Origin of the sequence: Burkholderia sp. HAN2018 (assembly GCF_024704855.1) — a bacterium.
Lineage (GTDB): Bacteria > Pseudomonadota > Gammaproteobacteria > Burkholderiales > Burkholderiaceae > Burkholderia > Burkholderia cepacia.
Genome location: NZ_QOBB01000006.1, coordinates 56,530 through 70,260, shown reverse-complemented (window position 1 = coordinate 70,260; position 13,731 = coordinate 56,530). Strand labels below are relative to the sequence as shown.

At 66.1% G+C, this 13,731-nt stretch carries 6 protein-coding genes; 5 read left to right on the top strand and 1 reads right to left on the bottom strand.

Going from position 1 to position 13,731, the window contains the following annotated elements; translation table 11 throughout:
- Position 1 precedes the first annotated feature (1 nt).
- Positions 2-1,156, bottom strand: coding sequence for a hypothetical protein (locus tag DPV74_RS02705; RefSeq protein ID WP_111942333.1), 1,155 nt, complete (start codon positions 1,154-1,156; stop codon positions 2-4).
- A gap of 475 nt (positions 1,157-1,631) precedes the next feature.
- Between DPV74_RS02705 and DPV74_RS02700 the strand changes: the two genes are divergently transcribed.
- The 5 genes from DPV74_RS02700 to DPV74_RS02680 are packed head-to-tail and all read left to right on the top strand — an operon-like array spanning position 1,632 to position 13,705.
- A complete protein-coding gene (locus DPV74_RS02700; RefSeq protein WP_119336450.1) occupies positions 1,632-2,837 on the top strand; it encodes a capsule biosynthesis protein in 1,206 nt (401 codons plus the stop codon).
- Positions 2,830-3,621, top strand: coding sequence for an SDR family oxidoreductase (locus DPV74_RS02695; RefSeq protein WP_119336449.1), 792 nt, complete (start codon positions 2,830-2,832; stop codon positions 3,619-3,621). Before DPV74_RS02700 ends, DPV74_RS02695 begins: the two co-directional genes overlap by 8 nt.
- Positions 3,618-5,153 carry an LTA synthase family protein gene (locus tag DPV74_RS02690; protein WP_205571879.1) on the top strand — a complete coding sequence of 512 codons (1,536 nt, stop codon included), beginning with the start codon at positions 3,618-3,620 and terminating at the stop codon, positions 5,151-5,153. The genes DPV74_RS02695 and DPV74_RS02690 overlap by 4 nt, the downstream gene beginning before the upstream one ends.
- 3 nt (positions 5,154-5,156) lie before the next feature.
- On the top strand, positions 5,157-12,791 hold the full coding sequence (locus tag DPV74_RS02685) for a type I polyketide synthase (RefSeq protein WP_119336448.1): 7,635 nt from the start codon (positions 5,157-5,159) through the stop codon (positions 12,789-12,791).
- The gene (locus tag DPV74_RS02680; protein ID WP_119336447.1) at positions 12,788-13,705 is read left to right on the top strand and encodes a UDP-3-O-acyl N-acetylglycosamine deacetylase; all 918 of its coding nucleotides are present in this window, start codon (positions 12,788-12,790) and stop codon (positions 13,703-13,705) included. The genes DPV74_RS02685 and DPV74_RS02680 overlap by 4 nt, the downstream gene beginning before the upstream one ends.
- Positions 13,706-13,731: the final 26 nt, after the last annotated feature.

Sequence of the window (13,731 nt, the reverse complement as noted above, 5' to 3'; positions counted from 1 at the left end):
CTCAGTCCTTGTGCTCTTTCACGCCGGCGATGAAGATGGTGAGGATTCCCCATGCAACAATGCCCATCAGAAGCGTTGCTGCGATGGATTGCAGTCGCTTCGGTTCGATCGCGACGTCCGGTTGGCCTGGCTGGACGATGCGCTCGAGGTACAGTTGCTGGCGCTGGGCTTCGGCGCGTGCATTCTCGAGGGACGTCATGGCCGATGCGAGTTCCTTGTTCGCAAATTCAGCGTCCAGTTGGAGTCGCACATAGCTTGCAGCCTTGTCGGACAGCGATCCGCTGCGGCCGGTGACCGCGCCGGTCATCATCTCGATCTGTTTCTGCAGGGTCGTGATGCGCGTCTTGAGAGGCGCGATCTGGGGGTTCGCAGGCGCGGCAGACTGTAGTTGGACGAGCAGATTTTGTGCGTCAAACTGATCTTTCTGCAGGCTGGCGATCTGCTGCAACTGAAGCGCGGATTGTTTATCCGGGTCGAAGACTGCCTTCGAGTTTCGGTAGGCCGCCAGCGCAGCGGCGGCGTCCTTGGCCTTGGTTGCGGCCAGGTTCACCTGATCTTGCGAGAATTTGATCGCGTCCCGCGCTGCGCGCGCATTGATCTGGTTGACGAGGCGCTCGCTGTACTGCAGCAGGCGCTCGTTGATGTTTTGTGCGTCCTGTGCGGTAAACGACCGGACCTTGAGCGTCGTGATCGACGCGGACGAATCGAAATCGACCGTGACGACGTGATTGCCGTAGTACTTCCACAGTGCTTCGAAGCTATCGTCAAGGCTGCGATGGAAGCGGCTGACAAAGTCGCCCCGGTCGCCATACGCCTTCTCGATGTACTTGTCCTGATTGAGTTCCTGCAGCGCATCGCGTGAGCGAATGTAGTCGAGCACCGGATAGGTGCTGGCATCTGCGCCGGAGAGGCCCGAACCCTGCAGGAGCGCGCCAACGACGCTGGTTTGGGCGGTGCGCTGCGGACTCCGCACCACGAAGCGTGATTCCGACACGTAAATGTCCGATGCGATCAAGCCAAAATATAATGTTGCGATCGCAGTTGGCAAAACCACCGTAATAGCCAGCAACGGATTGATTTTCTTGATACGCTCGAACAGGCCTTTTTGAGGGCTGCGCAGAGGCGTGACAGCAGAGCTACTCGATACGTGTTCCAAGTTGATTTCCTGGCTAGTGGCTCGTTCCAGTCAGAGGATTCGATCCGGACTCGATCAACGAACGGAAATGTCGCCACATTCTGATGCACGCCAGCATGGCTGGGTGCATATCAAATGATCGTGACGACTTGATGTCGCGGGTGCGTTTGCCCTAAGGCAAGGCAGGGGGCGAGGCTTACGAAATGTCGGGGATTCGCTGGCCGAGCACCTTGCGGTGCACCAAAGGCACGTAATTATAATGACCTCGCCTCGACTGCGCTACCTAGTCGATGACGGTTGACTGTTGTTATTTTTGAGCAGGGTGTATTCGTTCGGTCAGCAATGTTGTATATTCCAGCCACCTTGCGCGTGTCTATTTTTGCCAACGGAAAATAAAGTTCCTGCCGGCCGCCCAATGATTTGAATTGGCGACGATGCCGCGGCAGGCGGTCGCTTGGGCGACTTACATCCACGTTACTTCCCGTTGCTTTTCCGCATGCGACGTTCCTTTTTGCTTTTGCAAGGTACGGCTTCGCCGTTTTTCGGGCGCCTTGCGGTTGCCTTGAGCGAGTGCGGACATGCCGTCCGCCGAGTCAATTTCTGCGGCGGAGACGCTTTGTATGGAGGCGGCTGCGACGCTTGGGATTTCGCGTTGCCGCTGAATCAGTTGTCGGACTGGTATTCGAGCGTTCTCGAGGGCGGCGACTTTACCGACGTGTTGATGTTTGGGGATTGTCGACCAATCCATCGTCCGGTGCATGCCATCGCGGAACGGGCGGGCGCCACCGTGCGGGTGTTCGAGGAGGGATACGTGCGACCGAACTGGCTTACATTAGAGCAACACGGCGTCAACGGCCGCTCACAACTACCGCGTGATCCCGAATGGTATTTCGGGCAGCGGGAAGCAACCCCAGCGAGTATGCCTGCGCTGGAGACGGGCTACAATCTGCACGAGCGGGCTTTTCACGATATCCGGTATCGCCTTGCGAACGCGCTGTACGCGTCTCGCTTCCCGCATTATCAGAGCCATAGACCCCGAAACGGATTCGTCGAGTACGCGGGGCTGGCTTCGCGCGCGCTGAAATCCCGGCGGCAGCATCGGCATGCTGATGGAGTGACGCAGGAACTGCTGGAGTCCGGGAGGCCGTACTATCTTTTCCCGCTCCAGCTCAACTCGGATACACAGATCGTCGTCCACTCCCCATTCGACGGCGTGCGGGACGCGATCGAGCAGGTTTTGCAATCGTTTGCTCTGCATGCGCCAGCCGGTAGCTGCCTGGTGATCAAGAATCATCCGCTTGACACGGGGCTGATCGACTATCGCAGTTTCGCGCAATCACGCGCGCGGGAGTTCGGTATCAGCGACAGGCTTTGGTTTATTGATGCTGGCCGTTTGCCGACCTTGCTGGATCATGCGCAGGGCGTCGTTCTGGTCAATAGTACTGTCGGTCTTTCGGCATTGCACCATCAGCGTCCGCTGATTGCGCTTGGAGACGCGATTTACGACATGCCTGGACTTACGTGGCAGCATGGGCTGGATTCGTTCTGGCGCGAGGCTGGATCGCCCGATATGGTGCTCTATCAAGCCTTTCTTGATTACGTGATTCACCATACGCAGATCAATGGCGACTTTTACACGCGCCGAGGTATCGCCATGGCAGTCTCCGAAACGGTTCGTCGTTTGGAGGCTTCGCATGCCTAGTGAGCCGATACGAAGCATCCTAATCACTGGCGCGAGTGCGGGTCTGGGGCGCGCGCTCGCGCGTGCGTATGCGCAGCCGGGCATCGTATTGGGCCTTGTCGCCCGCAACGCAGCGGAACTCGATGTAACCGCGGCGGCTTGCCGCGCCAACGGTGCAGAGGTGCTGACTGGCGTGATTGATGTCTGCGACGCGGCAGCGATCGGTACCTGGCTTGAGGCATTCGATGCCCGTCACCCAATTGACCTGTTGATCGCGAACGCTGGGATCGCGAGCACGATCGCGTCCGCAGATGACTGGGAGGGGCTCGATCGTACCACCGCAGTTGTGGATACGAATTTCTACGGCGCGATCCACACCGTGCTGCCGGTACTTGACCGGATGCGCGTACGTAAGCGTGGCCGCGTGGCGATGGTCAGTTCTCTGGCGTCACTGCGCGGAATGGCGATTTCGCCGGCGTATTGCGCGAGCAAGGCCGCGATCAAGGCGTATGGCGATTCCGTTCGGCCACTGTTGAGCCGGGACGGCATCGGTATGACAGTCATTCTTCCCGGCTTCGTGAAAACTGCGATGAGCGACGCATTTCCGGGTGATCGGCCGTTCATGTGGAGTGCCGATCGTGCCGCAGCGCACATCCGAGACAAGCTCGACGCCGGGCGCGCGGAGATCGCGTTTCCGGCATCACTCGCAGTGGGCATGCGCTTGCTGACGATGCTGCCGGTCGCGATGGCCGACGCAATCCTTGATCGCCTGTCGTATCTGCCACGTGAGGAACGTGCCAATTGAGCGATGGGTACGCGTTGACGCTTGGCGTTGCCGCCGCACTGTCGTTCGTGCCGGACGCGATAGCGGTACCGCGTGCGGGCTTGCGGCGCTCGGGGGCGGCAATGGTGCTCCACATTCTCGGGGTAGCATTCGTTTATAACGTCGTGCTGGCTGTAACATCGCGGCCGGTTATCTCGGCTGGGGCATCGGTTGCCGTGGTCGGTCTCGTTGCCGTTGTCAGTAATGCAAAATACGAGTCGTTGCGCGAGCCGTTCGTGTTCAGCGATCTCAGCCTTTTTAGCCAGCTGTTTTCGCATCCGCGGTTGTATCTTCCGTTCCTGAGCGTGGGCAAAGTTGTTGGCATCATGTTCGGGATCGCTGTCGTCGTATGTGGCTTTGTGGCTGAGCGCCCGGTCGCGTCAGGTTTTGTCGCTGCCGCAGGGTGGCTCGCAGCGGCAGCGGCCTCGCTTGTTGCCGGCCTGCTGCTCGTGACGCTCGTGCCGCTGACGCTCGAGCCTGGTACAGACCAGGCAAGGAACGGCTTCTTTGCCGTGTTCGTCGCATATCTGCTGAAGGGATTGCGTCCGTCGACGTTTGCACTTGTCCGGCGCGCTCTTGCTGCGAGCCCCTATGCAAACGGAGTACCGCGGCGACACCCGGATGTCATTGTGATCCAGAGCGAATCCTATTTTGACATTCGCAGCATGAGCGCCGCGCTCGAGTCATCAGCGTTCGCACGGTTCGATGAGGCGCGTCGCGAATCGGTGAGCCATGGCCGGTTGACGGTGCCAGCATGGGGCGCGAACACTATGCGCACGGAATTCGCAATGCTGACGGGGCTGCCGCAGGCGTTGCTGGGATACGCGAGGTTCTATCCGTATGCTTTCGTCCGTAGCGCGTCCGCATCGCTTGCACGCTGGTTCAGTCGGGGCGGTTACGAAACCTTTGCGATTCATCCGTACTACGCCGACTTCTTCGGTCGGAAGCGTGTATTCCCATTGCTCGGATTCGAGCGATTTTTCGATATCGAACATTTTGCGACGGCGCGTCGTTGCGGCCCGTATGTTTCGGATGAAGCCGTCACAGATGCGATCGTCGCCGCGCTTGATCCGCCGCGCGCCCGCCCGCGCTTCATCTTCGCGATGACAATGGAGAACCACGGCCCGTTGCACCTTGAGCAGGTTTTGCCCGGGGAATCGACTTCGAGGCATACTCTCGGCGAAGACGCGTCCTGGCGCGACCTGACAGCGTATCTGAGGCACATCGAAAATGCAGACGCAATGATCGGGCGTCTGATCGATTATTTGCGCACCAGCGATCGTGAAACAGTCGTTTGTTTTTACGGCGACCACGTTCCCGCTTTGCCCCATGTGTTCCAAAAGCTGGGCGTTTCCCCGCAGCAAAGCGATTACTTCATTTGGCGAAATTACGGCACAGATACTCCGGAATGTCGAAATTTGGCCGCCGAGGAACTCGGATCGGCACTGCTGCATGTGGTACAAGATGACGGAAACCGCACGCAACAACCGTGCGCATCCGAGAAAGCGACATAAAAGATGAACAGTAAGATTGCAATAATTGGGGTGGCTTGTCGGTTTCCCGGGGGCGCTAACGATCTTGGCGACTTCTGGCAACTGCTGCGCGACGAACGCGATGCAGTGACCGAAATCCCCGCCGATCGCTTCGGCACCGATTTCTACCAGCACCCGTCCAAGCGCGAACCGGGCAAGAGCTACACGTTCTCGGCCGGCGTCGTCGACAACGTCGCCGGCTTCGATGCCGCGTTCTTCGGCATTTCCCCGCGCGAAGCGGCCCAGATGGACCCCCAGCAGCGCCTGCTGCTCGAACTCGCATGGGAAGCGTTCGAGGACGCGGGCGTGCGCCCGGCCGACATGCGCGGCAGCAACTGCGGCGTCTTCGTTGGCGCCGCCAGCATGGATTACGGCAACCGCAACATGGACGATCTGAACGTGATCGATCCGTATTCGGCGACCGGCAACACCCTGAGTATCGCGTCGAACCGCGTGTCCTACCTGTTCGACTTGCGCGGCCCGAGCATGTCCGTCGATACGGCCTGCTCGTCGTCGCTCGTCGCGCTCCACCAGGCCGTCAAGGCGCTGCAGTCCGGCGAAGCCGACGTGGCGCTCGCGGGCGGCGTCAACCTGCTGCTGCACCCGTTCGGTTTCGTCAGTTTCTCCAAGGCGTCGATGTTGTCGCCGCGCGGCCGTTGTCGCGCGTTCGATGCGACCGGCGATGGTTATGTCCGTTCGGAAGGCGGCGCGTTCGTGCTGCTCAAGCCGCTCGATCGCGCGCTCGCCGACGGCGACACGATCCATGCGGTGATCGCCGGCTCCGGCGTGAACTCGGTCGGCCACTCGCCGGGCGGTATCAGCGTGCCGGGCGCGGCCGCGCAAGCGTCGCTGCTGCGCAGCGTCTACGCGCGCGCGGGCATCGATCCGCAGTCCCTGGCGTATCTCGAGGCGCACGGCACCGGCACGGCGGTCGGCGATCCGATCGAGGCGCGTGCGCTGATCGACGTCGTGTCGGGCGAGCGCCCGGCCGATCGTCCGTTGCTCATCGGTTCGGCGAAGACCAACATCGGCCACCTCGAAACGGCGTCCGGCATGGCCGGGCTGCTGAAGGCCGTGCTGTGCCTGAAGCATCGCGCGGTACCGCGCTCGCTGCATTTCGTCACGCCCAACCCGGGCATCGATTTCGACGGCGGGCGCCTGCGTGTCGTCGATCGCTTCATGCCGCTCGATGCGGGCGACGCGCCGCTGACGGTCGGCGTCAACTCGTTCGGCTTCGGCGGGACGAACGCACACGTCGTGCTGACCGAGGCGCCGGCTGCAAACCAGACGTCGGCGGCCGCGCCCGAGCCGACTCACGCGCAGTTGTCTCCGCTCGTCCTGACCGCGCGCAGCGCGAATGCGCTCGGCGCGCTCGCGGGCCGCTATCTGTCGATGCTCGACAACGGCGGCGACTGGCAGGCGCTTGCCGCCGCGACCGCACGTCGTCGCCAATGGCTCGAGCATCGCGCGATCGTCGCGCCGGCCGACCTGGCCGAAGGCCGTGCGGCACTCGTGGCGCTGGCCCAGCCGGCACCGGAAGGGTTGCCCGCCTGCGTGGCGACCGGCCAGGCTCCGGCCGACACGCCACGCACCGCGCTCGTCTTCTCGGGCAACGGCTGCCAGTGGGTCGGGATGGGCAACGAGCTCTATGCCGAGAACGCCGTCTTCCGCGCGGCGCTCGACGAAGTCGACGCGCTGTGGTGCGCCGACGGCAGCCCGTCGCTGGTCGACGTGATGCGCGGTGGCCCGAGCGCGGAATGGCTGGCCGGCCAGGGCGCCGAATGGCTCGCCGCGACGGAGAACGCGCAGCCGCTGCTGTTCGCGATCCAGGTCGGCATGATCCGCGTGATCGACGCTCACGGGATGCGTTACGACGCGGCGATCGGCCATAGCGTCGGCGAGATTGCCGCAGCGTGGGTGACGGGCGCGCTGTCGCTCGCCGATGCGGTGCGCGTGATCAAGATCCGCAGCCGCGCGCAGGCGATGACGCGCGGCAGCGGCCGGATGGCGGCCGTCGGCATCGGCGATGCAGCGGCGCGCGAACTGATCGCGCGCCACGGGCTTGCGCGCCGTGTCGAGATCGCCGGCATCAACAGCCCCGACGCGGTGACGCTCGCGGGCGAGCTGCAGGGTCTGCAGGCACTGGAGGCGGCGCTGCGCGGCAGCGGCAAGTTCTTCCAGATGCTGGATCTCGACTACGCGTTCCACAGCAGCCACATGGATCGCATCGAACCGGTCGTGCTGGCCGAACTGGCGAGCCTGCGGCCGCAGTTGGGCAACGGCACGTACGTGTCGACCGTGACCGGCGGCGCGCTTGCCGGCACCGAGCTCGACGCGCGCTACTGGTGGCGCAATATCCGTGAGCCGGTGCGCTTCGGCGACGGCATCGCGCATCTGATCGAGCAGGGCGTGCGCCTGTTCGTCGAGGTTTCGCCGCATTCGATCCTGCGTACGTACGTGAAGCAGGCGCTCACGGCCGCCGGTGCAACCGGCATGGCGCTGCCGACGCTCAAGCGCGGTCACGGCAGCGCGGCGACGCTGCGGCAGGCGATTCTCGCGGCGATCTCGCACGGCGCGAGCGTCGATCCCGACCGCTTCGCGCCGGGCGAATCGCGCGCTGCGTTGCCGTCCTATCCGTGGCAGCGCGACCGCTTCTGGCTGACGCCGACCGTCGAAGGCTACGGCCTCGTCAATCGCCGCCGCGAGCATCCGCTGCTCGGCTATCGCCTGCATGAGCACGCATTCGCGTGGGAAAACCAGCTCGATCCGGCGAAGCTGCCGATGCTGGCCGATCACGTCGTCGACGGCGGCGTGGCGTTCCCGGGCGCGGGTTACGTGGAAATGGCCCTCGCCGCGGCACGGACCTTCTTCGATACACCGGATGCAGCACTCGAAAACGTCGAGATCCGCACGCCGGTCGTATTCCAGCCGCAGCAGGCGAAACTGTTCCGGCTCGTGATCGAGCCGCGCACCGCGACCTTCACGATCGAGACGCGCGACCGGATGTCCGACAGCGCGTGGACGCTGAACGTAACCGGGCGGATGCTGGAAAGCGGCAACGCGCTCGGCGATACGAGCGTCGTGCCGTCGGCCGCGCTCGATCGTCTGCTCGCGCTGCCCGCGGCCGACGGCGACACGCTGTACGCAAACACCGCGGCCATCGGCCTCGGCTACGGGCCGGCGTTCCGCTGGGTTCGCACCGTGCGGGTTGCCGCGAGTGACGGCGCGGCGCTGGCGGACGTCGCCGCGCCGGCCGCATGCGGCGATGCGCGGGCCTTGTCCGCGTATCTGCTGCATCCGGCGCTGATGGACAGCGGGTTTCATCCGCTGTTCGCCTTGCTGGCGGCGCACGCACGCGAAGGCGAGCATCCGGCTTACGTGCCGGTGCAGATCGGCCGGGTCGACTATCTGCGCGGCGACACGGTCGAGCGGGTGCGCGTGCAGATCGACCGGCACAGCCCGCATTCGATCGTCGCGCATTTCGAATTCCTCGACGCGCGGGGCGCGATCGTCGCGCGGCTCGGCGGTTGCCGGTTCCGGCGCGTCGATCTCGTCGGCCGTCGGCAGAACCTGCCTGCACGCTTCGTCTATCGCCTTGAAGACATGCCGCTGCCGGGCGACGTCGATGCAGCCGGTTTGCCGGCCCCCGACGCGCTGCTCGCGCAGGCCGTCGCGCGGCTGGACGCAACCGGTAACGACGTCCGCCGGACGCATCATCTGACCGAAATCCTGCCGCTGCTCGACGTGCTGGCGAGCCTCTACGCGCTCCGCGCGTTCGATGCGCTCGGCGCATTCGCCGGCACGTGGCAGCCGGCGGCCGGGCGTGCGGCGCTGGCCGCGCGTCTTGCCGACATGCTGGTCGAGGATGGTCTCGCTCATCGCGACGGCGCGCTGCTCGTGCGCGACGACGCAGCGTGTGCGGCGTTGCCGCCGCTCGACGAGCTGTGGCGCGGGTTGCTGGCCGAATCGCCGGGGCACGTGGCCGAACTGACGCTGCTCGCGCATTGCGGCGCGGCGTTGCCCGACGTGCTGGGCGGCGCGAAGGATGGCGCCCGCTTGCTGTCGCCGACCGGGCACAGCCTGGTCGAGCAGCTCCTTGCCGCGTCGCCGACGTGGCAGCACGTGCACGCGTTGCTGACCGCAAGCGTCGAGCAGGCGGTCGATGCATGGCAGCCGGCGCGCCGGCTACGCGTGCTCGAACTGGGCGCGACGGACGGCGACGTGCTGCAGACGCTCGGCATGCATCTCGCTGCCGCGCGCTGCGACCACACGATCGCGGCGACGGCCGGCCAGCTGGCCGGGTTCGACACGGATGCGGAAGCGGCGGTGCGCACGGTGGCACTGCAGTCGGGCGAGCGGCTGTCGCTGTCGGCCGATGACGCCGGGCCTTACGACCTGATCGTCGCGAATCGCGCGCTGAGCGATCGTCATGATGTGGTCGATGCGCTGAATGCGATGCGGTCGTGGCTGGCGCCGGGCGGACTGCTGCTGCTGGCCGAGTCGCGCCACGGCCGCTTCTCCGACATCGTGTTCGCCTCGCAGGCAACGTCGACGGAAGCCGCTGCCGCCGCGCCGCTGGCGCCGGCGGATCTCGAGGCAGCCCTCGCACGCGCGGGTTACGTCGACGTCGTGCGGCACGTCGAGCAATCGCTCGATCTGGACGGTACGCCGACGTTCGTCATCGCGCGCAACCCCGCGAGCGCCGCTGCTGCGCAACGCACCGACGACCCGAGCGATCTCGATACGCTCGCACGCAACGAACAATGGCTCGTGATGCACGCGCCGGGTGCCGCCGGCGGTTTCGGCGGGCAGCTGGCCGATGCGCTGGCGCGCGCGGGTTATCCGGCCGACATCGTGGACATCACGCATGCGGCCGACGCGATCGCGTCGTTGCCGGCCGGGCAGCCGGCGCACGTCGTGTTCTGCGCACCGGAAACGCCGCTGGCCGAATCGGCGACGGGCGACGGCCTGATGGCTGCGCAGCGTTACGGCGCGATCGCGCTGGCCGCGCTCGTCCGCGCGCTCGGCGCGCAGCCGAACGCGGCCACGCGCTTGACCGTCATCACGCGCGGCGGCGCGCCGTTCGCCGGGGCTGCGAATGCGCATCCGGAACAGGCAACGCTGTGGGGCCTCGGTCGCGTGCTGGCGAACGAGCATCCCGAACTCGCGTGCCGCCTGATCGACGTCGATCGCGCGGTGGACGGGATTTCCGACGCACTGATTCGCGAGCTGACCGGCTCGGCAGTCGAGGAAGAAGTCGTCCTGGGCGCACACGGGCGTCTGGTGCCGCGCATGCTGACGGCCGCGCAGGCCGCGGCCCGCAGCGACGGCGCGATTGCGCGTGCGGCCGTGCTCGCGTTCGATGCACCGGGCTCGTTGCGCAATCTCGAATGGTTCGCGTTGCCGGAAAGCGCGCTGGGCGCGGACGAGGTGGAGATCGAGCCGGTTGCGACCGGCCTCAATTTCCGCGACGTGATGTATGCGATGGGGCTCTTGTCCGATGAAGCGGTCGAGACCGGCTTCGCGGGCGCGACGATCGGCATGGAACTGTCCGGCCGCGTCGTCCGGGTGGGCGGCGCCGTGACGGCATTCGCGCCGGGCGATGCGATTCTCGGCTTCGCGCCGGCCTCGTTCGCGACGCGCGTCAGGACGCGCGCGCAGGCGATCGCGCTGAAACCCGAGCGTCTGACGTTCGAGGAAGCGGCGACCGTGCCGACCACGTTCTTCACCGCGTATTACGCACTCGTCGAACTCGCGCGCCTGCGTCGCGGCGAGCGCGTGCTCGTGCACGGCGGCGCGGGCGGCGTCGGGATCGCCGCGATCCAGCTTGCGCGCCACTTCGGCGCGGAAGTGTTCGCGACGGCCGGCAGCGACGAGAAGCGCGAGTTCGTGCGCCTGCTTGGTGCCGACCACGTGCTCGATTCGCGCAGCCTCGCGTTCGCCGACGACATTCGCGTGCTGACGGGCGGGCAGGGCATCGACATCGTGCTGAATTCGCTCGCCGGCGAGGCCATGGTGCGCAGCATCGACACGCTGCGTCCGTTCGGTCGTTTCCTCGAGCTCGGCAAGCGCGATTTCTACGAAAACAGCCATATCGGGCTGCGGCCGTTCCGCAACAACATCAGCTATTTCGGCATCGATGCCGACCAGTTGATGGGTGCGTTGCCGGAGCTGACCGAACGCCTGTTCGGCGAAGTGATGGCGCTGTTCGCCGCGGGCGTGCTGCATCCGCTGCCGTATCGCGCGTTCCCCGCTGAACGGGCCGAAGATGCATTCCGCTACATGCAGCAGGCGCGCCAGATCGGCAAGGTACTCGTGACCTATCCGTCCGGCACGCCGGCCCCGACGCGCGGCGTCACGCGCGCGGGCTCGCTCACGCTCGATCCGCACGGCACGTACCTGGTGGTCGGCGGCACGGGCGGGCTCGGGTTTGCGAGTGCGCGCTGGATGGTCGGGCGCGGCGCTCGCCGGCTGACGCTGGCGAGCCGTTCCGGCGAGCTTGCCGGTGCGGCCCGCGAGGAGGTCGAGCGCTGGCGCGCGACGCTCGGCGTCACGGTCGATGTCGTCTCGTGCGATGTGACCGATGCCGCGGCGGTCGATGCGATGATTGCCGCGATCGCGCGGCGCGGCAGCCCGCTCAAGGGCGTGCTGCATTCCGCGATGTCGATCGACGACGGCCTCGTGCGCAATCTCGACGATGCGCGCATGGCCGCGGTGCTCGCCCCGAAGGTGGCCGGCGCATGGAACCTGCACCGCGCGACACGCGCGCTGCCGCTCGACCTGTTCGTCGTCTATTCATCGGCGACGACCTATCTCGGCAATCCGGGGCAGTCGAACTACGTCGCGGCCAACACTTTCCTCGAGGCGCTCGTCGAACATCGTCGCGCGGCCGGGCTGCTCGGCACGTTCATGGCGTGGGGCCCGCTCGAGGACGTCGGCTTCCTCGCGCGCCACGCGGATACGCGCGAGGCGTTGCAGTCGCGGATCGGCGGTGCATCGATCACGTCCGACGAGGCGATGGCCGCGCTCGAGCGCGCGCTGGTCGCGGGTGCGGCCGGCGAAGCCGTGGTCCGGCTCGACTGGCATGCCGTGGCGCGCGGGATGCCCGCCGCGAAGGCACGCCGGTATTCGCTGCTGCAATCGCATGCGAAGGGTGGCGATGCGCGCGACGGCGGCATGCAGTTGCGGGAAGAAGTGCTGGCGTTGCCGCGCGACGAAGCGGTCGCGCTGGTTGCCCGGACGCTGCAGGCGCAGATCGCGCGGATCCTGCACATGACGCCGGATCGCATCGCGCTCGACAAGTCGGTGCTCGACATGGGCATGGATTCGCTGATGGGGATGGAACTCGGCCTGGCGGTCGAGGAAGCGTTCGAGGTCAAGCTGTCGGTGATGGCGATTGCCGAGGGCGCGTCGGTGACGACGCTGGCCGGACGCATCGTCGATTCGATCGGCGCGTCGGCCGATGCGTCCGACGTCGGGGCGGCGACCGATGCCGCTCAGGAGGCGGTCGCGGCGCTTGCCGCGAAGCACGCGATCGAAGGCGAAGCGCGCGCGATGCTCGATACGCGGGCGGCGCCCGTGGCGGGCCAGGTGTCCCCGACGCTGGAGGTCGCGCGATGAGCGCGCCGTCCGGCTGGGCGACGCGCCAGGGCACGCTGGCAGGTCCGCTGGCGATCGACGGTCACGGGCTGCACACGGGGCGCCGGGTGGGTGTGCGGATCCTGCCCGCGCGGCCGGAAGACGGCGTGACGGGAATCGTGTTCCGTCGCGTCGCGCAGGGGCGCACGCTCGCGACGCTGCCGGTCGATCCCGCGCTGCGCCGCGCCCAGCCGCTCTGCACGATGCTGCGCAATGCCGACGGCGTCGGCGTTCGCACGATCGAGCATCTGCTCGCGTCGCTGCTCGCGTGCGAGATCGATCACGCGATCGTCGAGATCGACGCCGAGGAAGTGCCGATTCTCGACGGCAGCGCCACGCCGTGGGTGGATGCCATCCGTGCGTGCGGCCGGGTCGCGCTCGATGCGCCGAAACGCTTCATCCGCGTGCTGCGGCCCGTCGTCGTCACGGACGGCGAGGGTGACCAGCGGCGCGAAATGCGGATCGAGCCGGCACCGCGTTACGAACTGAGCGTGCGCAACGACCTGCGCGGCTTCGGCGACATGCATTGGGACGGTGCGCTGACGCCGGCCGCATTCGAAACCGAAATCGCGCCGTCGCGCTCGTACGGGCGCGTGAAATGGGCCGTGCCGGCGATCGTCGCCGGCTATCTGCGCGGCGTGCCGATCCTGCGCGGCGCACGGCCGTCGTGTACCGCATCCATCGTCGGCAGCCGCGTGCTGGGCGGGATGCGCTTGCCGGATGAATTCGTCCGGCACCGCGTGCTCGACCTGGTCGGCGATCTCGCGCTGGCCGGCGCGCCGCTGCTGGCGCGCGTGAGCGCGTTGCGGCCGAGCCACGAGATGAATTTCCGGCTGGTCGACGCGCTGCTGGCCGCACCCGACGCGTGGCAGTGGGCCGAGTTTTCCGACGCGTGACACCACGTCTTTTCATGACGCGCGGC

Bases quoted from the DNA above. Each gene is read 5' to 3' on its own strand.
- DPV74_RS02680 (WP_119336447.1), top strand. From the start codon at position 12,788: ATGAGCGCGCCGTCCGGCTGGGCGACGCGCCAGGGCACGCTGGCAGGT.
- DPV74_RS02695 (WP_119336449.1), top strand. From the start codon at position 2,830: ATGCCTAGTGAGCCGATACGAAGCATCCTAATCACTGGCGCGAGTGCG.
- DPV74_RS02700 (WP_119336450.1), top strand. From the start codon at position 1,632: ATGCGACGTTCCTTTTTGCTTTTGCAAGGTACGGCTTCGCCGTTTTTC.
- DPV74_RS02685 (WP_119336448.1), top strand. From the start codon at position 5,157: ATGAACAGTAAGATTGCAATAATTGGGGTGGCTTGTCGGTTTCCCGGG.